This window comes from Flavobacterium sp. LMO6 (assembly GCF_009495795.1).
Taxonomy (GTDB): Bacteria; Bacteroidota; Bacteroidia; order Flavobacteriales; family Flavobacteriaceae; genus Flavobacterium.
Genome location: NZ_WIBH01000001.1, coordinates 247,135 through 271,840, shown reverse-complemented (window position 1 = coordinate 271,840; position 24,706 = coordinate 247,135). Strand labels below are relative to the sequence as shown.

Annotated in this window: 23 protein-coding genes; 10 read left to right on the top strand and 13 right to left on the bottom strand. The window is 30.3% G+C overall.

The window, feature by feature from the left end:
- Positions 1–2: 2 nt before the first annotated feature.
- Together GFJ99_RS01210 and GFJ99_RS01205 are read right to left on the bottom strand one after the other, a co-directional pair.
- Positions 3–692 carry a response regulator transcription factor gene (locus tag GFJ99_RS01210; protein ID WP_153207184.1) on the bottom strand — a complete coding sequence of 230 codons (690 nt, stop codon included), beginning with the start codon at positions 690–692 and terminating at the stop codon, positions 3–5.
- Positions 685–1,953, bottom strand: coding sequence for a sensor histidine kinase KdpD (locus GFJ99_RS01205; protein ID WP_153207183.1), 1,269 nt, complete (start codon positions 1,951–1,953; stop codon positions 685–687). Before GFJ99_RS01205 ends, GFJ99_RS01210 begins: the two co-directional genes overlap by 8 nt.
- Before the next feature lie 146 nt (positions 1,954–2,099).
- On the opposite strand from GFJ99_RS01205, the gene GFJ99_RS01200 reads away from it, so the two are divergent.
- The 7 genes from GFJ99_RS01200 to GFJ99_RS01170 all read left to right on the top strand — a co-directional run bounded on the left by GFJ99_RS01200 (position 2,100) and on the right by GFJ99_RS01170 (position 7,187).
- Positions 2,100–2,609, top strand: a complete 510-nt coding sequence (locus GFJ99_RS01200) for a DUF1573 domain-containing protein (RefSeq protein ID WP_153207182.1) — start codon at positions 2,100–2,102, stop codon at positions 2,607–2,609.
- A gap of 72 nt (positions 2,610–2,681) precedes the next feature.
- Positions 2,682–3,155, top strand: coding sequence for a methylated-DNA--[protein]-cysteine S-methyltransferase (locus GFJ99_RS01195; RefSeq protein WP_153207181.1), 474 nt, complete (start codon positions 2,682–2,684; stop codon positions 3,153–3,155).
- Between the two features lie 61 nt (positions 3,156–3,216).
- Positions 3,217–4,374, top strand: coding sequence for a serine hydrolase (locus GFJ99_RS01190; protein WP_153207180.1), 1,158 nt, complete (start codon positions 3,217–3,219; stop codon positions 4,372–4,374).
- A gap of 5 nt (positions 4,375–4,379) precedes the next feature.
- A complete protein-coding gene (locus tag GFJ99_RS01185; protein WP_153207179.1) occupies positions 4,380–4,676 on the top strand; it encodes a hypothetical protein in 297 nt (98 codons plus the stop codon).
- Positions 4,677–4,699: 23 nt separating this feature from the next.
- Complete coding sequence (locus tag GFJ99_RS01180) at positions 4,700–5,413, top strand: 3'-5' exonuclease (RefSeq protein WP_153207178.1); 714 nt, start codon at positions 4,700–4,702, stop codon at positions 5,411–5,413.
- A 6-nt stretch (positions 5,414–5,419) separates the two neighbouring features.
- Positions 5,420–6,358: a hypothetical protein gene (locus GFJ99_RS01175; protein ID WP_153207177.1), complete on the top strand. Its 939-nt coding sequence runs from the start codon at positions 5,420–5,422 to the stop codon at positions 6,356–6,358.
- The gene (locus GFJ99_RS01170) at positions 6,342–7,187 is read left to right on the top strand and encodes a hypothetical protein (RefSeq protein WP_153207176.1); all 846 of its coding nucleotides are present in this window, start codon (positions 6,342–6,344) and stop codon (positions 7,185–7,187) included. The genes GFJ99_RS01175 and GFJ99_RS01170 overlap by 17 nt, the downstream gene beginning before the upstream one ends.
- A 45-nt stretch (positions 7,188–7,232) precedes the next feature.
- Here GFJ99_RS01170 and GFJ99_RS01165 read toward each other — a convergent pair whose 3' ends face one another.
- Positions 7,233–10,199, bottom strand: a complete 2,967-nt coding sequence (locus GFJ99_RS01165; protein ID WP_153207175.1) for a S8 family serine peptidase — start codon at positions 10,197–10,199, stop codon at positions 7,233–7,235.
- A gap of 124 nt (positions 10,200–10,323) precedes the next feature.
- Here GFJ99_RS01165 and GFJ99_RS01160 point away from each other — a divergent pair, with 124 nt between their 5' ends.
- The 3 genes from GFJ99_RS01160 to GFJ99_RS01150 all read left to right on the top strand — a co-directional run bounded on the left by GFJ99_RS01160 (position 10,324) and on the right by GFJ99_RS01150 (position 14,570).
- Positions 10,324–11,763 carry a nucleoside recognition domain-containing protein gene (locus GFJ99_RS01160; protein ID WP_008255530.1) on the top strand — a complete coding sequence of 480 codons (1,440 nt, stop codon included), beginning with the start codon at positions 10,324–10,326 and terminating at the stop codon, positions 11,761–11,763.
- A gap of 3 nt (positions 11,764–11,766) precedes the next feature.
- Positions 11,767–12,897, top strand: a complete 1,131-nt coding sequence (locus tag GFJ99_RS01155; protein ID WP_153207174.1) for a DUF6438 domain-containing protein — start codon at positions 11,767–11,769, stop codon at positions 12,895–12,897.
- Positions 12,898–12,968: 71 nt separating this feature from the next.
- On the top strand, positions 12,969–14,570 hold the full coding sequence (locus tag GFJ99_RS01150) for a fumarate hydratase (protein ID WP_153207173.1): 1,602 nt from the start codon (positions 12,969–12,971) through the stop codon (positions 14,568–14,570).
- 63 nt (positions 14,571–14,633) lie between these two features.
- On the opposite strand, the gene GFJ99_RS01145 is transcribed toward GFJ99_RS01150, so the two are convergent.
- The 10 genes from GFJ99_RS01145 to GFJ99_RS01100 all read right to left on the bottom strand — a co-directional run bounded on the left by GFJ99_RS01145 (position 14,634) and on the right by GFJ99_RS01100 (position 24,536).
- Positions 14,634–15,251, bottom strand: coding sequence for a hypothetical protein (locus tag GFJ99_RS01145; protein WP_153207172.1), 618 nt, complete (start codon positions 15,249–15,251; stop codon positions 14,634–14,636).
- Between the two features lie 195 nt (positions 15,252–15,446).
- Positions 15,447–16,610, bottom strand: a complete 1,164-nt coding sequence (locus GFJ99_RS01140; protein WP_153207171.1) for a class I SAM-dependent rRNA methyltransferase — start codon at positions 16,608–16,610, stop codon at positions 15,447–15,449.
- A gap of 106 nt (positions 16,611–16,716) precedes the next feature.
- A complete protein-coding gene (locus GFJ99_RS01135) occupies positions 16,717–17,079 on the bottom strand; it encodes a four helix bundle protein (protein WP_153207170.1) in 363 nt (120 codons plus the stop codon).
- 153 nt (positions 17,080–17,232) lie between these two features.
- Positions 17,233–17,889, bottom strand: coding sequence for a CoA transferase subunit B (locus GFJ99_RS01130; RefSeq protein WP_153207169.1), 657 nt, complete (start codon positions 17,887–17,889; stop codon positions 17,233–17,235).
- Between the two features lie 84 nt (positions 17,890–17,973).
- Positions 17,974–18,792, bottom strand: coding sequence for a hypothetical protein (locus GFJ99_RS01125; protein WP_153207168.1), 819 nt, complete (start codon positions 18,790–18,792; stop codon positions 17,974–17,976).
- The gene (locus GFJ99_RS01120; RefSeq protein WP_008255520.1) at positions 18,779–19,750 is read right to left on the bottom strand and encodes a hypothetical protein; all 972 of its coding nucleotides are present in this window, start codon (positions 19,748–19,750) and stop codon (positions 18,779–18,781) included. Before GFJ99_RS01120 ends, GFJ99_RS01125 begins: the two co-directional genes overlap by 14 nt.
- A 134-nt stretch (positions 19,751–19,884) precedes the next feature.
- Complete coding sequence (locus GFJ99_RS01115) at positions 19,885–20,583, bottom strand: CoA transferase subunit A (RefSeq protein ID WP_008255519.1); 699 nt, start codon at positions 20,581–20,583, stop codon at positions 19,885–19,887.
- Between the two features lie 18 nt (positions 20,584–20,601).
- Positions 20,602–22,896 (bottom strand): penicillin-binding protein 1A, encoded by a 2,295-nt coding sequence (locus tag GFJ99_RS01110; protein WP_153207167.1) that lies wholly within the window; start codon positions 22,894–22,896, stop codon positions 20,602–20,604.
- 1 nt (position 22,897) lies between these two features.
- Positions 22,898–23,395: a gliding motility lipoprotein GldH gene (locus GFJ99_RS01105; protein ID WP_008255515.1), complete on the bottom strand. Its 498-nt coding sequence runs from the start codon at positions 23,393–23,395 to the stop codon at positions 22,898–22,900.
- On the bottom strand, positions 23,376–24,536 hold the full coding sequence (locus GFJ99_RS01100) for a regulatory iron-sulfur-containing complex subunit RicT (protein ID WP_153207166.1): 1,161 nt from the start codon (positions 24,534–24,536) through the stop codon (positions 23,376–23,378). The genes GFJ99_RS01105 and GFJ99_RS01100 overlap by 20 nt, the downstream gene beginning before the upstream one ends.
- Positions 24,537–24,706: the final 170 nt, after the last annotated feature.

Here is a 24,706-nt window from a genome sequence, read left to right as displayed (position 1 = left end):
ATTTACTCAACTACCAATTTAAAGCCCACGCGCGGAATGTTTTCAATTCTCACGTGGGTTTCTTCTTTTATGATTTTTCGTAATCGGGAAATAAAAACATCTAAACTTCTACCAAGAAAATAATCATCATTACCCCATAATTCCATCAATATTTTTTCACGTTTTAAAACCGTGTTTGGATTGTCTAAAAACAATTTAAGTAATGATGCTTCTCTTTCAGTTAACGTGATTTTTTGGCTGTCATTTTTCAACAAATAATTCTCGGGTTCAAAATGAAAACTCCCAAAATTATATTCTTTTTGAGTAGTTTTATTATCGGCAGACTTTTGACTTCGGTTTAAGAAAATTTCTATTTTTAAAATTAATTCTTCTATAGAATAGGGTTTTACCAAATAATCATCGGCTCCTAATTTTAAGCCTTTAATTCGGTCTTCTTTCATGGTTTTTGCCGAAAGAAAAATAATTGGAATTTCCTGATTTCGTTTTCTAATTTCGGTAGCTATTTGAAAGCCATCCATATCAGGCAACATAATATCTAAAACACACAAATCAAAAGTTTCGTTACAAAATAACTGAAAAGCTTCTTTTCCGTTATTGCAATGCGTTACATCAAAGTGTTGTTCTAAATTATCGGCAGTTAAAAACGCTAAAGTTTCATCGTCTTCTACATACAAAATTCGCTTCTTACTCATAATCGTTTTTATTTAATTGAACTGTTACTGTAATCCCTTTATCTTCATTATTTGTAACAAAAACTTTCCACTTATGCCATTCACAAACGCGCTTTACATACGAAAGTCCAATTCCAAATCCTTCAATATCTTTACTATCTTCTCGTGCTACTCTAAAAAATTTATCAAACACAAAAGGTAAATCATTTTCAGGAATTCCAACACCATTATCTTTAAATTTTAATAGCAACCCTTTTGGATTTTCTTTAATTAAAACATCAATCACAGCATCAGACTTAGAATATTTTACAGCATTATCTAAAATATTATAAACCATATTGTAAAAATGAAACTCATCAGCCAAAATTTGAAATTTGTTTTCCGATTCAAAATTTATTTGGATATTATTATGATACTTTAAAAGGATATTATCTTTAACTAATTCAAAAGCAGAAATTACATCTATTATCTTTTTTTGAATTAAAATTTGTTTCGTTTCTGTTTTTGCTACGGTTAATATCTTTTCGATATGTTGATTTAATTTGTTACTCTGACTTATAATGATTTGAATATATTTTGCCAATTTTGGGTTTTCTTTTATTTCATTTTGAGCACTTGCATAATTAGATGCAATTAAAATAGAAGCCAAAGGAGTTTTAAATTCGTGTGTCATATTATTAATGAAATCTTTTTGCAAATCTGTATATCTTTTTTGTTGTAACATTAAAAAAACAGAATACACATAAATAATTAATACTAAAAACAAAACGCCTGTAAAGATCCAATATTGAGATATGCTTTTAAAATAAGTTTGCTTTAAATTAGGGAATCGAACAGCAAAATAATAGGTTAAATTACTATTCTTTGAAAAACAATCTGCACAAAAATTTTCCGATTTCCCGTCTATAGAAATATAATTACCATAAACCATTTCATCAGAACCACAATCATAAATGGCATATTCGAAGTCCAATTCTAATTTTACTTTTTCAAACTCAAGTTTTAAATATTGCTCTAAAATTCGGTTTTCAAAAACATCATTTACGTTTACAATAAAGTAATTTTCAGAAACTTTTTTTACTGGATTTGTAATTGGTAATTCAGACTTATTATCAAAGTAGATTTTTTCCACAACATCTTGTAAAGCGAAATGGATTTTATCTTCCATATCCTTTTTCTCAAAAATATAGGCCTGATTAAGCAAAAACAATTGCATAATAATTACACCTACAATGGCTAAGAATCCTATAAATATTACAGTATTAAATCTATTAAATTTCATAATGAGTTCGATATTACAAAAAAAGCGGTTTTAAAAATTACTATTAACATGTCGTTAACAATCATTAAAATTTAATTAACAAGACCAATATAAAAGTTTTTTAGTTTTGTATAACAAATTTAAAATAACTAAAAAAATTATACCTTATGAAATCAATTAAATTATCAATTGCAGCATTATTTATCGTTAGTGCTTCATTTGCTCAGGTAAAAGACGCAAAAATTGCTCCTTTAAAAGAAGTTAAAACAGAAACAGCTAAAGCTATGCAAGTAGCTCCTGCTGATGTTAAAGCTCCAGTTACTCCTGCTCAATCTGTAATTAAATGGGATCAAGAAATGCATGACTTTGGTGATCTTGAAAAAGGAAAACCTGCAACTTATGAGTTTTCTTTTACTAACAATACAAAAGAAACTATTTTAATTACTAATGTTAGACCAGCTTGTGGTTGTACTGCTGCAAATTATACAAAAACTCCAATTAAACCAGGAGAAAAAGGAATGGTAGCGGCTACTTTTAATGCTGCAAATGTTGGTGTTTTCCAAAAATCAGTAACGATTACAACTAATGAAAACGGAACTGAGGCTGTTAAAACTTTATCTTTTAAAGGAAAAGTTCTAGAACCAGCAACTGTTAAAAAAGAAGAGATTAAATCTTAAAAATATTATTAATTCAGCTTTTACATCTTATTTAACCACCTATTTATTTAGGTGGTTTTTTTATTTTTTATTATGAAAACAATTGTGATTAAAACACCTTTAGGAAATGCCATAATTACTGGTGATGCAAATGGAATTTCAAAAGTTCAAATTCTAGATGATGTAATTGAAGTATCTAAAGATATTCCGAAAGAATTTCAACTCGCAGTTGAAGAACTAAATGGCTATTTTAAAGGTACAATAAAAGAGTTTTCGTTTTCTATTAATCCAAAGGGAACAGATTTTCAGAAAAAAGTTTGGGAAGAATTATTACATATACCTTATGGAAAAACTTATTCTTATTTAGAATTATCGAAAAAATTAGGAGATGTTAAAGCGATTCGAGCAGTTGCTTCTGCAAATGGAAAAAACCCTCTATGGATTATAATTCCTTGCCATCGCGTAATTGGAAAAGATGGATCTCTAACTGGTTATGCTGGTGGGTTATGGCGTAAAAAATGGTTGCTTGAGCACGAAAATCCATCAAAACAAGAAAGTTTATTTTAGATTTTTATAAAATCAAATCGCTTTTTGCTACTTTTATAACACAATTTTATAAAAATAGCTCATGAAATTTCTTCTAAAATTCTTTAAATGGTTTGCTATAGTTTTGGCAAGTATTGTTCTATTAATGTACATTTTTAATGTTGATTATCTTTTACGAGCAGTAAAAACAATATATTTTAAAGGATATACTACCGCATTTTTAGAAGATTATAAAGAATTTCCAAATAGAAAAATCAAAAAGGGAATAGCACAACCTTGGGCAATAGCTCGTGATTACAATACTGTTCCAGCAACAGAAACACTTCAAAAAACACATAAAGAACTACAAACTATTGCATTTCTTATTATTAAAAACGATAGTATATGGCATGAAAGTTATTTTGATGGATTTAATAAAAACTCAAAAACCAATTCCTTTTCTATGGCAAAAAGTGTTGTTACTATGGCAATGGGAAAAGCCATTATGGAAGGGAAAATCAAAAGTTTAGATCAAAAAGTAACCGATTTTTTTCCAGAATTAAAAAGTAATTATGCAAAAGACGTAACCTTAGGTGATTTATCTTCTATGGCATCTGGATTGAGTTGGGATGAAAAATATTACAGTCCGTTTTCAATTGTAACTCGTGCTTATTTTGATGATAATTTAAAAAATGTGATTTTAGGTTTAGAAATAAATGAAAAACCCGGACAATCTTTTAAGTATTTAAGTGGGGCTACTCAATTACTTGCAATGTGTATTGAAAAAGCAACCGGAGAATTTTTATCTGATTATGTTTCAAAACACTTTTGGAAACCTATGGGTGCTGAAAACGAAGCACTTTGGCAACTTGATGAAGCTCCAAACGGAATCGAAAAAGCATACTGCTGCATAGGAAGTAATGCTAGAGATTTTGCTCGTTTTGGAAAATTATATTTAAATAATGGAAAATGGAACGGAACACAATTACTAGATAGTACTTTTGTTAAAAAATGTGTAACACCTCGATTTGAAAATAGCCCTGAATATGGCTATGGATGGTGGATGCATAACTTTTTAGGAAAAGATTTATATTATATGCGTGGCCATTTAGGTCAATTTGTAATTGTAATTCCCGAAGACGAGTTAATTATTGTTAGATTAGGCCATTTAAAAGGTGTTCAAACTTCATACGATCCACATAGCGAGGATTTATATTTATATATTGAAGAAACGTACGAAATGTTGAAAATGAAAAAATAAAAAAGATGAGTGGCCATTTTTTTGCTTTTAAGAATAGAGAAAAAATTAGTAAATCAAAAAAGATTGCTTTAAGAGAATCCATAAGCAATAAAAAATCTAGTTTAATTGGAGATAATTTATCGCAAAATGATAAGAATCTCGAGCATTCTGAAATATCTAAAACTGAACTAAAAAAATTAAAAAAAGATATAAGACAAACTATTAGGAATAGAAAAAGAAAACAAGACTTACTTTTTGGAATAAGTTTTTTATTACTTACAATACTTTTACTCTTCTTAAGTAAGAAATATAATGTATTTTAAAATTAACTATTTACCATATAAAAATGATTGAAAAAATTAACTTAAACAACATTCTATTTTTAGATATCGAGACTGTTCCAGAACATCAAAACTATGGAATTTTAGATGAAGAAACTCGATATTTATGGGAACACAAAACACAATACCAACGAAAAGATGAAGTATCTGCTGAAGATTTTTATGAAAGAGCTGGTATTTGGGCAGAATTTGGAAAAATCATTACCATTTCTGTCGGTTACTTTGTAAATAAAGCAGATATTAGAAACTTTCGTGTTACCAGTTTTTGGGGAGAAGAAAAGAAAATATTACAAGATTTTTCTAACTTACTAAACACCCATTTCAACGGAGCTCAACATGTTTTATGCGGTCATAATGCTAAAGAGTTTGACATTCCATTTATTGCACGACGCATGATTATTAATGGAATTGCTTTGCCAAATAAACTAAATTTATTTGGTAAAAAGCCATGGGAAGTAGCACATCTAGACACTTTAGAGTTATGGAAATTTGGTGATTACAAGCACTTTACTTCGTTAAAATTACTTACAAAAGTTTTAGGAATTCCATCTCCAAAAGACGATATTGATGGAAGTGAGGTTGCACGTGTTTTTTATATAGAAAATGACATTGATAGAATTATTACTTACTGTGAAAAAGACGTAATTGCAGTAGCGCAAATTTTCCTAAGATTAAGAAGAGAAGATTTATTGGTAGAAGATGAAATTATTCATGTATAAAAACAAATGAAAAAAATAAAAATTTTTATATTTCTTCTAATAGGATTTATTACTACAGCTCAAAATAATGAGTTAGAGCTTTTAGCCATAAAAAATGATAGCTCACATTATGAGTTTGAGTTTGATCTTAAAATTAAAAATAATAGTAAAAAACCAATTACTCTTTTAAAAGCTAGAGACTTCAATTTTGTAATCGATGTATTTAATCCAACTGTTAAATTTGTTGCAGAAGCATTCGAAGACGGAAAATGGAGAAAACTAAATAATCATAAAGGAAGATTGCGTTGTGGAAATATTAATACAGAAGATGCTAATATTGAAATTAAACCAAATCAAGAAATTTTAATTGGACATTATGTTAATAATTACAGCATAGAAGATAATTTCGATCTTTTAGATGAAAGTACACTTAGAGTTTATTTTGTTTATAAAATTGATAAAAATAAAGCCGAAAATCAAGAAAATGGTGAAATTGATTTTGTTAAAAAGGGAATATCAGAAGTTAATTTGGAATCAAATAAAATAGAATTTGAGTATAAAAATAAACTTCCTAAAAAAGAATATTTAGCTAGAAAATATAATTTAATGGTTACAAAAACACGCAATTTTATTAAAGAAAATTATTCTATCGAAGATCTATCAAAATATTTAATAAAAAAGGAAAATGTAAAAACTTTTGATGATGAAGTACTGTTGCAAGAATATTTAAAAACTGATAAATTTTTAATATTAGAATCGTTCACAGGAATTACTAAAGATGAAAAAACATATAAAGGAATTTTATTTAAACAAAATGATGAAATTAAATTATTTATATTAAACAGTACTTATTTTTCAAATAGAGAAAAGTATAATAAAAAAACCCCAGATTTAGAATTTGGAATACTAGAGCTAGATAAAGAAATTTTTAAATATCTAAATTATGAAGATGAAATTAAAAAATAATTTTTTATTTACTTTTTACCTCATTTCAATTATTGCCTTTTCGCAAAAAAATGAACAAAAGAAGATAAAAGAAGAATATATTGAAAAAACAAGTAATACTAACCATAAAACTAGATGGTTTAATACATTTAATTCAAATGGTGAAATAATAAGTGATGGTGACTGGGAATACTCAAAAGATTCTACAACCTTTATAAAGACTTACACAAGTAAAGTTTTAACTGAAGAAGAAAAAAAGTTAGATTATAAATATAACACAAACAAAAAAATAATTACTAAAACCGAGTTTTTTAAAGCAAAAGATAGTGTTGGCCAATTTTTAGGATTTATTAAAAATTATGAATGCTTTATGTATGATAATGAAAGTAGGTTAGTTAAAACTATTTATTATAAATCAACTATTGACACCACAGATTTTGGTCTAGAAGAAATGAATGAAGATTATCCAGCCTATAAAAATGGTACAAAACTTATTAACATTAACCATATAAAATATAACTTCAGACCTGTCATCTCTAAAATATTTAATAAGAAAGGTCAGCTTGAAAGAGAGGTTTATTTATTAGAATTAGAAGGTTACGATTATTTTTATGACGAAGAAGGAAATTTAAATAGTTACTCAAAATTCCAAAACAGAGGTGAAATTAAAATATGGGATTTAACATATTTTGATTTTGAAAGTGAAATTTTTAAAAAAAATAATTTAGAAGGAGAATATAGTATTAAATTCATATACGACCAATTTGGAAATTGGGTTGAAAAAACAACTTTTAAAGAAGGATATTTTTATTCAAAAGCAACAAGAAAAATTATATATTTAGATATATAAAAAAAGGGAGCTATTAGCTCCCTTTTAATTATATACTAAACATGATTAATTATTAATAACCACCTTTTTAGTTGTTTTAGCACTTCCATTTTGAATGCTTAACATATAAATTCCGTCAGATAAATTTTCAACGTTTAATGTTTCAAAATTATTTGAAGAAACTTTAGTAACCACTTTTCTTCCTTGAACATCAAATAATTCATAAGTAGTATCTCCCGTAACAGCTCCTGCTAAATCAATATTAACAGTTCCTTTTGCTGGGTTAGGGAAAACACTTAACGAATTAAATACATTATCATTTGAACTTAATGATGCAGTTACAGCACATATTTCAATTGTGAAATTAGAAATAGTTCCACCATCACCATTAAATGGATCATCTACCAATAGTGTCCATACACCATCTGCATTTAAACCATTTAAATTAGTAAAAGGATCTACTGGAGCAATATCACCAGAAATTGCAGGAACTCCTGTACAAGCCGGTGTAGTACCTGAGTCAACAAATCGACAACTAATATCATCATTATCTCCACATGGTTGTTGTAATAAAATTACAACTGGACTTCCAATTGAAGCCGGACCTTGTAAAGTTATTGTCATATCTTGAACATAAGTATGTGTCATATCAAATGAAACTCTCATTTCACCAATTGTTAAACCACCTGTAACAGTTACAGGAACACTTGCTGATGAATTAGCAACATCTGCCAATACAGCATCTGAAAAATCAGTAGCAGAAAAAGTATTTCCACAAGATAATATTCCTGTTCTAAATGAATTTACAACTGCAGAATTTTCATTTTCAGCACCACATCTATTAGAAGGCACAATTCTCCAATAATACATTGTATCTTGATTTAAACCAGAAACTATATAATTTGTATTTGGCGTAGACTGATTTACAACAAAAGTTGAAAATGTTGGACTAGTAGATAATTGTACTAATTGATTTTCAACATTAGAATTTGCTTGCCAACGAAGATTAACTGTAGTTGCCGCACCATTAAATCCATTAGTAGGAGATGTTATCACAACTGGTTGAAAAGTTGAACTATAAATTTTTAAAACTTTAGTTCTTGTTTCTGATTCAATTCCATTATTACCAACAATTCCAACATTATATTCTCCAGGAATAACAGCTGGTAAGTTTGATACTGTTAGTGTTACCGTTCCATTTGTATTTAAACTAGTTGGTGAAATAGTTGCATTTGCTCCAGCAGGAATACCTACAGTAGAAAAATTAGTAGTTGCTCCACCTGTTTGATTGTAACTAAAAGTATAAGTTGCTGTTTGGTTACTACATAATTCAGCATTTTCTGATGTAGGAACAAGAGCAAAATTTGAAGCAATTCCTGTAACTACTAATGAGTAATTTTGACTACCAGATACTAAATTTCCTTTGTGAGTAATTGTAATAACATAGTTACCTGCAGCAGGAGCATCTATTTTTATTACCTCAACATTATCCACATCATTATCTCCATTTCTTAATGCTGGAGAAGTAGGAGCATTTACATCTAATCTCCATGGGTAATAAGTAGTACCGTCTTTTGTGATTCTAATATCTAAATCATTAACTAATGATTTAAATGGATCATTTGGCGTTAATCTTTGACCATTATTAGCTTCACCAGGAACATCCGTCCAGGTTATTGATGCAATTAATGGATTGTTTACTCCACCATTTGAAGAAACACTCATTGTAAAAGTTTGACCTTGATTTAATTTTTCTTCAGAAACCCAAGAAGAAAGACCGTTATTTGAAATAGTTTCGGCAGCTTTTTTAGCATTTAATAATCCCCAACCAAATCTAGGATCAGGACCAACTGCACCAGCATCATCCGCAGTATGACAAGCCAAACCTTTTAAAGTTGCAGCAGTCATAAAACTATTCGTTAAATTTTTATAATGTTGTTGTAATAACAAAAGGGTTCCTGTAACATTAGGAGCAGCCATTGAAGTTCCTGTCATTTGACCCGTTGCGGTATCTGAAGTTTCAACAACAGAGTTTACTGAAGTACCATTCCCCGTAATATCTGGTTTAATTCTTCTATCATCAGTAGGGCCTTGACTACTTGAAGAATTAATTGCTACACTTGAAAGAGAACCATCAGCATTAATAACAGCATCTTGAGCATTAGCAACAGTTAATACATTTTTAGCCACTTTATTTCCAACTAATTTATCAAAACCTGCGGCTATAGGATCTGCATTGTTATTATTTGTTCCATCATTCCCTGCAGAATAAATAGGAAGATAATATGGTGCATAATATGCAATCTCATCCCATGCTCTTGAATCCTCCACATATGAACCAATGTACCATGATGGAAGCGTTGTTCCTGTAGAACCGGTAACAGGCACTCCATATGAATGGTTAGAAACCAACATACCTAATGCTACTTCAGACAAAGCTTCTGTTTCATCATCGGTCCAGTTAAAAGTTCTAGCGGTAGCTTGTGTTGCCATCCCTTTAATACTATTAGACCCCACACTCCATCTATTGGCAATAATTGTTCCTGAAACGTGTGTAGCATGATCTGCATATGTTGTTCCTGATGGATCATCTACCGTTGTAAGTCTACCCGTCTCAAATCCTCTGTGTGTTCTTCTAACAGTTCCACCGTCCCAAACCCTAGCAACCATGTTTTGTCCATCCAAAGTAAGTCCTAAACCACCTCCTGTGTTCAAATAATTAGTTCGAGTTGATCTTGCAGCATTAACATTATTGGTAGAATAATAAACTGGATAACCGTCTGGGGTTAATTTCATTAATTCCTGAAAGGTCCCGTCTTCTTTTTTAATTGTAATAGGCCATCCATTAATTCTTGCAGCTTCATAAGCTGCCTTTTTCTCAGCTTCCTCTTTCTTTTTATAAGAAACTTCTAATTCTTTAATTTTTTCTAAATCATAATTTTTGGTTATTTTTTCAGCATCTTCTTTAGTTTGTGAAAAAATGAATCCAGAAAAAATCATAGAAAAAACAAGTAGTAATGTTCTGATTTTCATGTTAATTAGTAGGTTTGGTTAATGATTAATTTACAAATATAAAATTATTTATCTAAATTTCTAAATATTTAATTTTATTTAATATTTGTTCATTTAATATTACATTTACGAAAAATATTGATTTATGGTTTTAAGTAGATTTTGGTTAGTAATATTTATTAGTTCCATTTTATTTGTTGTCATTAGCTTGTTTTCGGGTAGTAATTACACTATAGACTATGTGTTAAATGGCGAAAAAGGCGATCCTATTTTAATTTCTGAAAAGTATATTGATCAAGTTCCTGCTTTCATTAGAGACAGTATCGAATTGAAAGAAGATAAAACAATGATTGTCAATCGTGATTTATCTAATAACGATACAACGTATGTTTACAAAAATAAAGCGGTTCAAATTTATAGCGGTGTTCAAAAATCTGATGGTTTATTAGCAACATGCAAAAGTAGTTTGGTTGATATTATTATTCCGCTTATTGCCTATTTAGCCTTCTTTTGCGGATTGATGGAATTATTAATTATTTCTGGAGTTTCTGGAAAATTAGCAAAAGTATTGAGTCCTGTTTTTGTAAAAGTATTTCCAAGTATTCCCGAAAATCATCCTTCCATTTCCTATATGACGCTAAATTTTGCGGCAAACTTTTTAGGGTTAGACTCGGCAGCAACTCCTTTTGGTTTGAAAGCCATGCAAAGTTTACAAGAAATAAATCCGGATAAAGACAAGGCAAGCGATGCCCAAATTATGTTTATGTGTTTGCATGCATCTGGATTAACATTAATTGCAACTTCTATTATTGGTTACCGCGCAGCAGCTGGTTCTAGTAATCCTGCAGACGTAATGCTGCCATGTATAATTACATCGTTTATTGGCACAATCGCTGCTTTTATTATTGTTGGTATTAAACAAAAAATCAATTTTAAAAGTGCTTCTTTAGCAATTGGCTTAATGACATTGATTGGGGCAATCATTGGGTTATTGATGTATGTAAATCATTTGGATTTAATTGGAAAAAACTATTTTACTTCTAACCTTTCAGGATTAATATTATTAGCCATTATTGGTTTTACTTTAATTTATGCCTTTCGAAAAGAGAAATTATTTGCCGAAGCGAAAACTACTGTTTTTGAAGCCTTTGTTGAAGGAGCAAATAATGGTATAAAAACCGGAGTTACTATTTTTCCATATGTTTTAGCAATGTTAGCAGCAATTTCATTATTTAGAAATAGTGGTTTGTTTGATATTATAAGCAATGGTTTAGCCTTTGTGTTTTCTAATTTTGGAATAAATAAACAAATTGTTGATGCTATACCTGTTGCTTTATTACGACCTTTCAGTTCTGCTGGGTCAAGAGGATTTTTAATTGATTCGATGAATACTTTTGGAGCCGATTCTTTAACAGGAAGATTAAGTAGTATTTTTCAGTGTAGTGCCGAAAGTACTTTTTATGTAATTGCAGTTTACTTTGGCTCTGTAAACATTAAAAATACACGTTACGCACTTACAACTATGCTATTAGTAGATTTAATTTGTGTAATTACGGCGATTTTTGTGGCACTTTGGTTTTTTTAAGGCATGAAAAATATATTCTTTTTACTAATTTTTATTTTCTTTTTTTCTTGTGAAGAAAAAGAGGAAAACCTCTTAATAGGTAACTGGTGTTTTGATGAACAATTAAAAAATGAAGGTTATGATTCCTTCGATGAAGAAATTTTTGGCTTAAATGTTTTAAACGATAGTATTCTTGAATATAAGTTTGGGTTCTATGAAGATGTACCAACTTTAATGAAAGTAATACATTTTGATCGTAAAAACCTAAATATGAAAATTAATGCCAAACGTTTTTTAGGAACAAAAACAAAATATAAAGTAAAAGACTCTACATTACTTTTTTGGGATAAATCGGGTTCTTTTTGGGTAGAATATAAAATTAAAAAGGTAAATCAAAAGAATTTAATTCTTGAAGACCAAAATCAAACAGAATATAATTTAGTTAAAAAAGAAAATAATTATAACAATTCTACGCTATATGACGCCATAGTTGTTGATAGAGAAGGTGGATTTGGATGTTGCGGAATAAATACAACATATATCAATAGAAAAGGAGAAATGTATTTCAAAGGATTGGGTTATAATACAAATGAAAATGATTTTAAAACTCAATTAGATTTAAAAACAGTTACTCAAATATTTGATAATTTTGATAAAATTGATATCCTTAAAATGGATGACTCATACAACAGATCTGTTACTGATGCTCAGAGCAATACAATATCATTCATTAAAAACGGAAAAATTGTAAAGTCTATTCAAGATTATGCAAATAAAGCTCCATTAGATTTTTTTGCTGCTTATAATGAAATAAGTTATTTATATCAAGAAGTTAAAAAGAAAAATGATACTGTTTTTCTTTTTGATAATCGTATACATTTTCCTTCTTTTGAAAATAAAAAAGTCCAAAATAAAATATATAATTCAGAATTATTTTTGCTTGAATTAGAATTAATAAAAGGTAAAGTATGTGATATAAGTTTTAAGCCAAAATACAGATTAAACTTCTCTTATTTGAATCAGGGTTTTCTTTTTAATAAAATAGAAACAGATGGAAGGTATTATAAATTCATTTATAAAAATAACTCTTCCAAAACAATCGATATTGGTTACAATTTTATTGAAGTAAACTCAATAATAAAATCAAGACAATAATTTATTTAAGAAACTAGAATTTCACAAATACTACAAAAATCCGTAACTTTACCTTTCAAAACATACACACAATGGACTTTTTATATCAAGACCCGTATCCTATTTTAAAAGACGATACACACTACAAAAAATTAACTTCAGATTACGTAAAAGTAGAGCAACTTGGCGATAGAGAAATCTTAGTGGTTGACCCAAAAGGTTTAGAATTATTAGCACAAGAAGCTATGGACGATGTTTCGTTTATGCTGCGTTCGGCACATTTACAAAAACTGCGACACATTATCGAAGACCCAGAAGCAACAGATAACGACCGTTTTGTGGCTTATAATTTGTTGCAAAATGCATCAATTGCTGTAGAAGGGCAATTGCCTTCTTGCCAAGATACTGGAACTGCAATTGTAGTTGCCAAAAAAGGTGAAAACGTATACACAGGCGTAGAAGATGGCGAATGGTTGTCAAAAGGAATTTACAACACGTACCAAAATAAAAATCTTCGTTACTCGCAAATTGTTCCAATTTCGATGTTTGAAGAAAAAAACTCAGGTTCCAATCTTCCGGCACAAATTGATATTTATGCTAAAAAAGGAAATTCGTATGAATTCTTATTTTTAACAAAAGGTGGTGGTTCGGCAAACAAAACCTTCTTATATCAAAAAACAAAATCGTTATTGAACGACAAATCAATGGAAGAATTTGTTCGCGAACGTATTTTAGATTTAGGAACAGCGGCTTGTCCGCCTTATCACTTAGCATTAGTAATTGGTGGAACTTCGGCAGAAGCTAATTTAGCAGCAGTTAAAAAAGCATCGGCAGGATATTATGATAATTTACCTACTTCTGGAAACATGGCTGGTCAGGCTTTTCGTGACTTAGAATGGGAAAAAAGAGTACAAATCATTTGTCAAGAAAGTCAAATTGGAGCTCAATTTGGCGGAAAATATTTAACACATGATGTTCGCGTCATTCGTTTACCGCGACATGCTGCCTCTTGCCCAGTGGGAATGGGAGTTTCGTGTTCTGCAGATAGAAATATTAAAGGGAAAATCACGAAAGATGGTATTTTCTTAGAGCAATTAGAAACCAATCCGGCACAATTTTTACCAGCTACAGCTCCTCATTTAGCACCAGCAATTGATGTGGATTTGAACCGACCAATGGCTGAAATCTTAGCCGATTTATCTAAATACCCTATTAAAACACGTTTAAAATTAAACGGAACATTAATTGTGGCTCGTGATATAGCACATGCAAAAATTAAAGAATTATTAGACGCTGGAAAACCAATGCCAGAGTATTTCAAAAATCACCCTGTATATTACGCTGGTCCGGCTAAAACACCAGACGGAATGCCTTCAGGAAGTTTTGGACCTACAACTGCAGGAAGAATGGACGTTTATGTAAACGAGTTTCAGGCAGCAGGTGGAAGTATGATTATGTTAGCAAAAGGAAATAGAACACAAGCGGTTACTGATGCTTGTGCTACTTATGGTGGTTTCTATTTAGGCTCAATTGGTGGACCTGCAGCAATCTTAGCAAAAGAAAACATCTTAAGTGTTGAAGTGGTTGATTTCCCAGAATTAGGAATGGAAGCTGTGCGTAAAATTGAAGTAAAAGATTTCCCTGCGTTTATTATTACAGATGATAAAGGAAATGATTTTTTTATGAATCTTTAAAGTATTAAGATAGAAGAATTAAGTATTAAGATAGCCTGTGAGTTGAAAGACTTGCAGGTTTTTTTAATAACCATTTACAACAACATCAAAACATTCTTTTGTAGTTAAATTAATTTTTAATCTAAAAAAACAATGTCCTCCATCATAAACAGCCCCTATGAAATATTTGAATGACTCTTTAGCTATTCCTGAGCATGCGCAATTAATCCAAACTTCTATTTCATCATTCCTGTTTTTTGTTGCAACACATTGTTTTGAATAGTTGTCTGTTTTCTTCACTCCTTTGAAATAACTTGTTTTATTCATGCAAATTGGTAAAATGGAATCTATTTTAATTAAATCATTTTCTGTTAATTCATAAGGAATAGCAGTTTCGTTAAAACGATTATATTTTTTTGATTTACCAAATGCAAAAGTTGTATAAGTTGGAAATTTTTTAAAATCGATTTTTATATTCGACTTAATTTTTGAATTTATGATTTCATATTTTTCATACTCTTGGTTAGATTCAATAAAGTTATTCTTTATAAGACCATTAAAATTAAAATCGCCATAACAAATAAGAGTATCATTTAGCAACTTAAAGTTTCCTTCAAAGGTTTCATTTTTAATTGAATCAAATTCATAAATTCTTTTAAAAATGTATGTGCTATCAGAATAAAGTCTAAAATCTATTTTCATATTAAATGACTTCATTTCAGCTTGTACTAATTCTGATTTCTGTTTACAACTAAACAAAAAAAGAGTAAAAAGTAAGATGCTGAAAAATCTAATCATAAAGTAAAAACATTTAAAATTAATCTGCGAGATTCCTTCTGAATGACAAACTATGCGCTAAATACTGAACACTTCAAACTGAACACTGAACACTTTAAACTACTCCACAAACAACACTAACCCCTTTAAATAATGCCCTTCTGGATGGTAAATATTCGTTGGGTGATCGGGTCCTTGTTCTAATTTGTGTAAAACTCTGATGTTTCTTCCGGTTTCTATAGCTGCTGCGGCAACCGTGTTGTAAAATAAAACATCGTCAATTACTTGCGAGCATGAGAATGTGAATAAAATTCCGTTAGGTGCTAAGGCTTTTAATCCTGCAATATTTAAGCGTTTGTAGGCTTGCGTTGCGGTGTGCTTGCTTTTGATGCTTTTCGCGAAAGCGGGTGGATCCAAAACAATAATATCATATTGTTGCGTGTGCGCTTTCATGAAGTTGAATACATCGTCAGCTACAGCTTTGTGATTAGCATTTGGAAAATTCAATTCCATATTACTCGCTGCCAAATCTACTGCTTTTTGAGAAATATCCACCGAGGTAACCAATTCTGCTCCTGAGCTCATCGCGTAAATGGAAAATCCGCCTGTGTAACAAAACGTATTTAGTACTTTTTTGCCTTTTGAGAATTCGCCTAGCAATTTTCGGTTTTCGCGTTGGTCTAAGAAGAAACCTGTTTTTTGTCCTTCTACCCAATTTACTGAAAACAAAATGTTGTTCTCTTTTGCAACTGCTTCTGCTCTATTACCAAATAAGAAATAATCGGTTCCTGTATTAGGTAATGTTCCTGAACTTTTACAATAAATGGTTTCGCAATAAGTTGAAAAATTGGATTTTATGGCTTCAGCTATTTGCTCCATTTGAAGAAAAACTCCCGTTGAATGGGCTTGAATAACCCAATTTTTATCGTAATAATCGATGATTAAACCTGGAATTCCATCGCCTTCACCATGAATAACACGAAACGCATTGGTAACTTCCAAATCCAATAATTTCCAACGTAATTCCCAAGCCGATTGTAGTTTGGCTGCCCAAAAGTTCTCAGAGAAAGTTTCATTGGCAAACGTTAAAATTCGAACTACAATACTTCCTTTATCACTGAAATATCCTGTTCCTAAATGATTGTTTTTCGAATCGACTACATCTACCATTTCGCCATCGTTTATTTCACGACTCACGCCATAAACCGCACCACTGAAAATCCATGGATGACGACGTTGAATAGATTTTTCTTTACCTGATTTTAGAATTACTTTTGGGAACATATTAATGTGTCAATTAGTCGATTAGTCAATGTGCCAATTAAATTAGTCAATTTGAAAATGAGCCAATTCCTTTATTGACTAATTGACATATTGGCTAATTGACTCATTAGCCTTTTTTAGTGGTTGAAATGATTTTGTTTGTGATTTTCAATATATCAAAAACTTCGGATAATAATTCTTCTGTATTTGGATAATTTTCCAACTCATTACAAAGGAATAACCAAAATTCGGTTTCATCAGCTTCTTTCATTGCAATTTTCATTTTATGAATAAAATCTGCTTTGCTTTCAGAATTTTGAGCTTCTTTGATATTAGCTCCGATTGAAGTTCCTGATTTTAATAGTTGATTGGCGATTACATACTTTCTGTCTTCTTCTAATTTTTCTGTGTATTGAACCACTTTTTTTGCAAATTCAAATGATTTTAAAAGAATTAAATTGTTTTTGTACTTTTCTTGAAATGTTATCATGGCTTATATATTTAATGTGTCAATTTTAAAATGTGTCAATGTGTCAATCTAATTAGTCAATTTGAAAATGTGTCAATGTGCCAATTCTTATCATTGATTCATTGACTAATTGACACATTCTCTCATTGTCACATTGGCTTATTGCCTCATTGGCTAATAAATACTCATTTCAGGAATATCTCCTTCAATAATTAAATCGGCTTCGGTTGCTTTAATGATATCTTCAACAGAAACACCCGGTGCGCGTTCTAATAATTTGAATCCTTTTGGAGTTACTTCTAAAACTGCTAATTCAGTAACTACTTTTTTAACACATCCTACACCGGTTAATGGAAGTGAACATTTTTTAAGAATTTTAGATTCCCCAGCTTTATTTACATGCATCATAGCTACAATGATATTTTCTGCCGATGCAACTAAATCCATCGCGCCACCCATTCCTTTTACCATTTTTCCTGGAATTTTCCAGTTGGCAATGTCTCCATTTTCAGAAACTTCCATTGCACCTAAAATAGTTAAATCTACTTTTTGCGCACGAATCATTCCAAAACTAAATGCCGAATCAAAGAAACTTGCTCCTGGTAAAGTTGTAATCGTTTGTTTTCCTGCGTTGATGATATCGGCATCTTCTTCTCCTTCAAAAGGGAAAGGTCCCATTCCTAATACACCATTTTCAGACTGAAATTCTACTGAAATATCGGTGCGAACATAATTGGCAACTAAAGTTGGGATTCCGATTCCTAAATTCACATAGTAACCATCTTTAACTTCTTGTGCTATTCTTTTTGCTATATCTTCTTTTGTTAACATATAATTTTTGTTATTAATAAGCGGTTTTCATCTTTACTTTTTATAAATATAATTTATTTTTTTCTTCCTAACTTTAAAATAAAACTATTCTAAAATTTTAATTTCATTATCTGTATTTAAAACAAATTGTATGTGTTTTTTATTTAAAATAACAGAGTTTAATACGTTTGTAAATTGATAGCTACATTGTTCAACGCTTTTACTATTAGAATAATCGATACTATTGTTTTTTATTTGATAAAGCTTATGTTTTTCTACTTTAACATATATGACTGATGGAATGTTTAACTTACCAGAAACAGGATTTGTGTAAGAACCATTAGAAGCATAAATTTCAATAACATTTGCTTCTCCATACATTGGTTTTAAATTAATTAATTTCGAAATCTGATAAATAAATACTGCAATAAAAATAGATATTGGTATAAGAAAAACAAATGCTTTTTCATTATAAAAACTCCAAATAATAGGTGTTAACATAATAATAAAAATTAGAACAATGTAAAGAATAATAGCTTTTTTATTGTTTTGCTTTATCTTTATAATGCTATTTTCAATTTTTTGTGGCAGCGTTTGTTCTACAAATTGTTCTCTATCCTTGTTTTGTTTTAATTTTTTAATTTTTATCTGTTCATCAGATTTTAAAGTAATGATATATTCATCAGAATGAAAATAGTTTACTGCTTGAATTATTTCTTCAATTAATTCATTTGAAAAATTATTGCTGTATAGATTATCTATAACTATACTGTTGTTTTCTATTACTTTTTCTAAATTTTCTTCAATACTTATGTTGTCATAATGTCGATCTGTTCCTTTATTAAAGGAAATCGTTAAATTCGAAGTGTTAATAAAAACAACACAATCGTCTGTTATTTTCCAATATGAATTAGGTTGTTTCACTTTGATGCTGATAAGTTGAATTAATATAATCCCATTCAGAAATTAATTCCTCTAAAAGTTTAATTTTTAAAGAAATATCTTTAATGTGCATTTGATTAACAATATTTCTCCAATTTCTATTAAAGGTTGAAATAGAATTTTCATTTATTTCAGATGACTTAAATTTACCTTTTCCAATTTCAAAATTAAAATCAATATATCCTTTAATATTTGTAAAGTTATCAATTAATATTTGTTGAACTTTAATGTCATTAAAAAATAAGTGTGAGCTACTATTAGATTCAATATATATACCAAAAAGATCATTAAATTTAGTATTGTTAGATATAAAAGGAATTAAATTTTCCATACTGTTTTCAATTTCTAAATTATGAGAAGTTGATATAAAAAATCTATGAGGATACTTTTCATTGATTTGAAAAGTAAATCTTTTATAATAGCCATAATAATGAAATCTTGGGTCAGCATTACTATTCAATTTCATTACTGGATAATCACAAGAACTTAACAAATTAAAATTGTATATCCCATTTAATTTTCCACGATAAAAGATTTTAAATAAATCTAATCTATTATGTTTTAGATTTTCATCAATACCAACAACCTCCAATTTTGTTTGTTTGGCAATTTCTTGAGCGTCTTTGATTTTAAGTTTTATTAAATTAGTATTTAAATATGTTATATCTCTAACAATTAAAAAAAGAAAAGGGGTGAAAAGAAATGCAATGGCAAGAAAATTGGTTTCATCTACAAAAGCTACCCTACCATTATTATTAAAAATTGGAAGATATTGATATAAAATAGAACCTCCAATTATAACTAATAAAAAAATTAAACCCCATTTAGATAGTAATGATTTGGTGTATTTGATTACAAAATAGGTATAGATACACGAAAAAAGAATTCCACCAATCCCATATCCTAAACTTAATAAAATAAAAATATCATCTTTATTCATATAACGGTTATTTTCATCTTTTTAGTAAAAACTAATACGTTTGCTATTGCTTTTTTAAGTTATATTAAAAAACTGACTTCTTGTATTAACTTTTTACATTCTCTTCTTTTACTAATCACAAAACTGAACACTGATTACTTTTTACGAACTGTTCTTTGCTCAATTCTTTTCTCAAATTTCTCTCCTTGAAAAATACGATTTACCATAATTCCTGGGATGTGAATTTCGTTTGGATTTAAAGTTCCAGCTGGGACTAATTCTTCTACCTCAGCAATTGTGATTTTTGCAGCACCTGCCATACAAGCGTTAAAATTACGAGCTGTTCCTTTGAAAATAAGATTTCCTGCTTCGTCGCCTTTCCATGCTTTTACAATAGAAAAATCAGCTTTATACGCCAATTCCATTACGTGCATTTTTCCGTTGAATTCACGAGTTTCTTTTCCTTCAGCTACTTCTGTTCCGTAACCTGCTGGTGTAAAAAACGCGGGAATTCCTGCTTGAGCAGCTCGACATTTTTCAGCTAAAGTTCCTTGTGGAGTTAGTTCTACATCTAATTCACCTGAAAGCATTTGACGTTCAAATTCTGCATTTTCTCCTACATAAGAAGAAATCATTTTTGTAATTTGACGTTTTTGTAATAGTAATCCCAATCCGAAATCATCTACACCTGCATTGTTTGAAATACAAGTTAAATTGGTTACGTTTTTATTTACTAATTCAGCAATACTATTTTCTGGAATTCCACATAATCCAAACCCACCTAACATAATGGTTTGTCCGTCTTGAATTCCTTCCAACGCTTCTTTAACGTTATTAACTTTTCTAGAAATCATATTTTAGTTTGTTGTTGTTTATAATCCGAATTCGTCTAGGTTAGGCTCATCAGTAGGAATCTCTGTTGAATCTACCACTTTTTTTGGTGTCCAACAATCTACTTTAATAGATAAATTTTCAGGTCTTTCAAAAGGTTCTTTTGACACATCTAAATCGCTATCGCCGTAACATTTTTTCATAAAAATTCCCCAAATAGGTAATGCCATGGTTGCTCCTTGACCTCTTCTAGTGTCTCTAAAGTGAGCTGATCGGTCTTCATTTCCTACCCAAATTCCTGTTGCTAAGTTAGGCACCATTCCAATAAACCATCCGTCTGAATTGTTTTGCGAAGTTCCTGTTTTACCAGCAATAGGATTACCAAAACTATAATCGTAATTTTTAAATCCTGCTCCTCCCCATTTTAATCGAGAACCTGTTCCTGATTGTGTAACACCTTCCATTAATTTAATAACAGCATACGCCACATCTTTATTTACAACATCTTTTTGATAAGAAACAGTTTGGTCTAGTACTACACCATTTTTATTTTCGATTTTAATAATAAATGTTGGCTTAACATAAACTCCTTGATTTGCAAAGGTACTGATGGCGCCAACCATTTGCTCTACTGTAATATCTACAGCTCCTAATGCAATTGATGGTTGAACCGGAATGTTTGATGTTACTCCTAGTTCTTTTACCATATCAACAACAGCTTGTGGACCCACTCTATCTATTAACTTAGCAGAAACTGTATTTACAGAATTGGCCAACGCTTTTTGCAAAGTAATGGTGCCTCTATAATTTCCATCTGAATTTTTTGGAGACCAATCGGCATCAATACCCCATTTGCCTTTTGGCATAGTAAAATAACTATCTATAATAGAATCACATGGAGACATTCCTAATTGTTCTATAGCCGTTGCGTAAAGAAATGGCTTGAAAGTAGAACCTACTTGTCTTGCTCCTTGACCAACGTGATCGTATTGAAAATATTTGTAATTAACCCCACCAACCCATGCTTTGATATGACCATTTCTTGGCTCCATAGCCATCATACCCGTTTGCAACATGTGTTTGTAATAAATAATAGAATCTTTAGGTTTCATGATGGTGTCTTTCTCCCCTTCATAAGTAAAGATTTTCATTTTTGCAGGCACTTCAAAAGATTTTAAAATTTCATCTTTAGTTTTTCCATTCAAATCCATTTTTCTCCAACGTTCTGAATTTCTCATGGCCTGCATCATGATTTTTTCTGTTTGCTCTGGAGTAATATCTACAAAAGGAGCATTCTTTTTATCCTTTGCAGCACTAAAAAATTCCTTTTGAAGATTTTTAAGATGTTCAGAAACCGCTTCCTCAGCATATTGCTGCATTTTGGAATCAATAGTAGTATAAATTTTTAAACCATCACGATACAAATCATACTCAGTTCCATCGGGTTTTAAATGGTTTTTGACCCATTTTTTCATATAATCTCTTAGGTACTCTCTGAAATAAGTTGCTCTTCCTTCCGAGTGACTCTCGGGTTTGAAATCTAACTTGATAGGTAATTTACTTAATTCTTCTTTTTGTGATATTGAAATTACACCGTTTTTTAACATTTGGCCAAAAACCGTATTTCTTCTATCCAAAACTAATTTGGCTCTCTTTTTACGATTTGGATTATAAAACGATGGGTTTTTTAACATCCCAACAAACAAAGCCGATTCTTCAATAGTTAAATCTTTGGGTTCTTTGTTCATGTAAATTTTTGCTGCCGAACGAATCCCAACTGCTCCGTTTACAAAATCTACTTGGTTTAAATATAATGCGATGATTTCTTGTTTTGTATATTGACGTTCCAAACGAATAGCAATAATCCACTCTTTAACTTTTTGAATTACCCTGAATAAAATGAATTTAGAACCGTCACTTCCGTGGAATAAATTTTTTGCTAACTGTTGGGTAATCGTACTGGCTCCACCATCTTGAGCTAATTTTACTACTGCTCTCAATGTTCCTCTTGCATCTATACCTGAATGTTCATAAAAACGTTCATCTTCAGTTGAAACTAGAGCTTCAACTAAATGTTTTGGCAAATCTTCGTATTTAACGGGTGTTCTGTTTTCTTTATAAAATTTACCAATAACAACTCCGTCAGAGGAAATTATTTCGGTTGCTACATTTGAATCTGGATTTTCTAAATCGTCAAACGAAGGCATTTTTCCAAAAAATCCCCACGAGGCAAAAAGGAATAAAAAAATAATTCCTAAAAATCCGTAGGCAAATAATTGCCAAAATTTTCTTTTATACTCTGAAAAATCGTTTGTATTTGCTTTTTTGGTAGCCATACTATTTTATTTTTTCTATTCGTAACCCTAATTCTGTAACCCCTTTTAAATCTGCTACTCCATCAACTTTACCAGTTTCTCGAACAGCTTGAACAATCTCTACATTATATTTTCCAACTCTATTGAATTTGTAGTTTTCTAAATACCACAATTTACTTTCTTTAATATCTGAAAAACCTTCTCCCATAAGTGTTCCGTCAGGATTTGCCATTTGGTACTCTAAAGTATCTACTTTTATAGTAGGTTTTATTCCTGGCTCTTTTAAAGAAACAATTAGGTACATATTATTAAACGGATAATCGTTATTGTTTCTAACATTCAAAAATAAATGATACGGATTAATTGTATCGTTTTGTTCAAATGTAAAACGCAGGGTATCTGACTTTTTCCAAGTACCATCTAATTCTTTATACTCGCTAAAAAATTGTTTTTTATCACAAGAGATAAAAAGCAACGCAATTAGCATTAACCCAATAAAATTAGTCTTTTTTAGGTGCATTTTTATAATTTGTAGGTTTCTTTTTTTTGTTTCTATTATTTGATTTTTTCTTAGGTTGATCAAAACGAGTTAAACTATCCTGACCTACTACATTTTCAAATTTTTTCTCTACTTCCTGAACTGTTTCAACTACATAATCTTCTAAAGCAGCTACACGTTCTTTTTTCTTATTTATTGCTAAAATTTCTTTCACTTTTGCAACAGGTAAAACCATCCATTGCGCTGGTGCATTAGCATAAGAAAACCACATGATTTCTTTAAAAATATCGATTTTCTGACAGTACGCATCTCCTTTTTCTGTGTAAAGTTTTGTTTCCATGTCAGGCATATCTTTCAATGCATCTAAATAAGTATCTAATTCATAATTTAAACAACACTTCAATTTTCCACATTGACCCGCTAGTTTTTGAGGGTTTAAAGACAACTGTTGGTATCGTGCAGCAGAAGTATTAACGCTTCTAAAATCGGTTAACCATGTAGAACAACAAAGTTCTCTTCCGCAAGAACCAATTCCTCCTAAACGAGAGGCTTCTTGACGAAAACCAACTTGTTTCATTTCGATTCTTACTTTAAACTCCTGAGCAAATTCTTTAATTAATTGACGAAAATCGACTCTATCATTTGCAGTATAATAAAAAGTGGATTTAGAGCCATCACCTTGAAATTCAACATCAGAAATTTTCATTTCTAATTTTAAATTAATAGCTATTTCTCTAGCTTTCATTCGAACTGCTTCTTCTTTATTTCGGGCTTCTGTCCAAATATCAATATCTCTTTGAGAAGCTTTTCTGTATACTTTTGCTAAGTCTTTATCCGGATTTTCATTCTTCTTCTTCATTTGAACTTTAACTAATTCTCCTGTTAAAGTTACAATTCCAATATCATGCCCAGGCGACGCTTCGGTTGCCACGATATCCCCTATAGACAAGGTTAATTTTTCGGTATTCCTAAAAAATTCTTTTCTTCCGTTTTTAAATCTAATTTCAACCGCATCAAAAGGAGCTTGTCCTCCAGGTAATGTCATATTTGATAACCAATCGAAAACCGAAAGTTTGTTGCAGCTATCGGTGCCGCAAGTCCCATTATTTTTACACCCCTTTGGCGCTCCGCCATCAGAAGTTGAACAGTTTGTACATGCCATAATTTAAATATATATAGTGATTGTCCTTAAAGGACTACGTTTCAAAACGCTTTTGTGTGTAAAGATATTGATTTTTTGTTGAAACTTTCAAACTTCATTTTATTGAAACATACTAAAAATAAAAAACCTATTCCGTATTAAAACGAAATAGGCAAGTTTATAGTATTGTA

Bases quoted from the DNA above. Each gene is read 5' to 3' on its own strand.
- GFJ99_RS01140 (WP_153207171.1), bottom strand. From the start codon at position 16,610: ATGTTCCCAAAAGTAATTCTAAAATCAGGTAAAGAAAAATCTATTCAA.
- GFJ99_RS01195 (WP_153207181.1), top strand. From the start codon at position 2,682: ATGAAAACAATTGTGATTAAAACACCTTTAGGAAATGCCATAATTACT.
- GFJ99_RS01205 (WP_153207183.1), bottom strand. From the start codon at position 1,953: ATGAAATTTAATAGATTTAATACTGTAATATTTATAGGATTCTTAGCC.
- GFJ99_RS01100 (WP_153207166.1), bottom strand. From the start codon at position 24,536: ATGGCATGTACAAACTGTTCAACTTCTGATGGCGGAGCGCCAAAGGGG.
- GFJ99_RS01110 (WP_153207167.1), bottom strand. From the start codon at position 22,896: ATGGCTACCAAAAAAGCAAATACAAACGATTTTTCAGAGTATAAAAGA.
- GFJ99_RS01185 (WP_153207179.1), top strand. From the start codon at position 4,380: ATGAGTGGCCATTTTTTTGCTTTTAAGAATAGAGAAAAAATTAGTAAA.
- GFJ99_RS01210 (WP_153207184.1), bottom strand. From the start codon at position 692: ATGAGTAAGAAGCGAATTTTGTATGTAGAAGACGATGAAACTTTAGCG.
- GFJ99_RS01180 (WP_153207178.1), top strand. From the start codon at position 4,700: ATGATTGAAAAAATTAACTTAAACAACATTCTATTTTTAGATATCGAG.
- GFJ99_RS01190 (WP_153207180.1), top strand. From the start codon at position 3,217: ATGAAATTTCTTCTAAAATTCTTTAAATGGTTTGCTATAGTTTTGGCA.
- GFJ99_RS01115 (WP_008255519.1), bottom strand. From the start codon at position 20,583: ATGATTTCTAGAAAAGTTAATAACGTTAAAGAAGCGTTGGAAGGAATT.
- GFJ99_RS01175 (WP_153207177.1), top strand. From the start codon at position 5,420: ATGAAAAAAATAAAAATTTTTATATTTCTTCTAATAGGATTTATTACT.
- GFJ99_RS01165 (WP_153207175.1), bottom strand. From the start codon at position 10,199: ATGAAAATCAGAACATTACTACTTGTTTTTTCTATGATTTTTTCTGGA.
- GFJ99_RS01160 (WP_008255530.1), top strand. From the start codon at position 10,324: ATGGTTTTAAGTAGATTTTGGTTAGTAATATTTATTAGTTCCATTTTA.
- GFJ99_RS01155 (WP_153207174.1), top strand. From the start codon at position 11,767: ATGAAAAATATATTCTTTTTACTAATTTTTATTTTCTTTTTTTCTTGT.
- GFJ99_RS01145 (WP_153207172.1), bottom strand. From the start codon at position 15,251: ATGAAAATAGATTTTAGACTTTATTCTGATAGCACATACATTTTTAAA.
- GFJ99_RS01105 (WP_008255515.1), bottom strand. From the start codon at position 23,395: ATGCACCTAAAAAAGACTAATTTTATTGGGTTAATGCTAATTGCGTTG.
- GFJ99_RS01120 (WP_008255520.1), bottom strand. From the start codon at position 19,750: ATGAATAAAGATGATATTTTTATTTTATTAAGTTTAGGATATGGGATT.
- GFJ99_RS01200 (WP_153207182.1), top strand. From the start codon at position 2,100: ATGAAATCAATTAAATTATCAATTGCAGCATTATTTATCGTTAGTGCT.
- GFJ99_RS01135 (WP_153207170.1), bottom strand. From the start codon at position 17,079: ATGATAACATTTCAAGAAAAGTACAAAAACAATTTAATTCTTTTAAAA.
- GFJ99_RS01150 (WP_153207173.1), top strand. From the start codon at position 12,969: ATGGACTTTTTATATCAAGACCCGTATCCTATTTTAAAAGACGATACA.
- GFJ99_RS01130 (WP_153207169.1), bottom strand. From the start codon at position 17,889: ATGTTAACAAAAGAAGATATAGCAAAAAGAATAGCACAAGAAGTTAAA.
- GFJ99_RS01170 (WP_153207176.1), top strand. From the start codon at position 6,342: ATGAAATTAAAAAATAATTTTTTATTTACTTTTTACCTCATTTCAATT.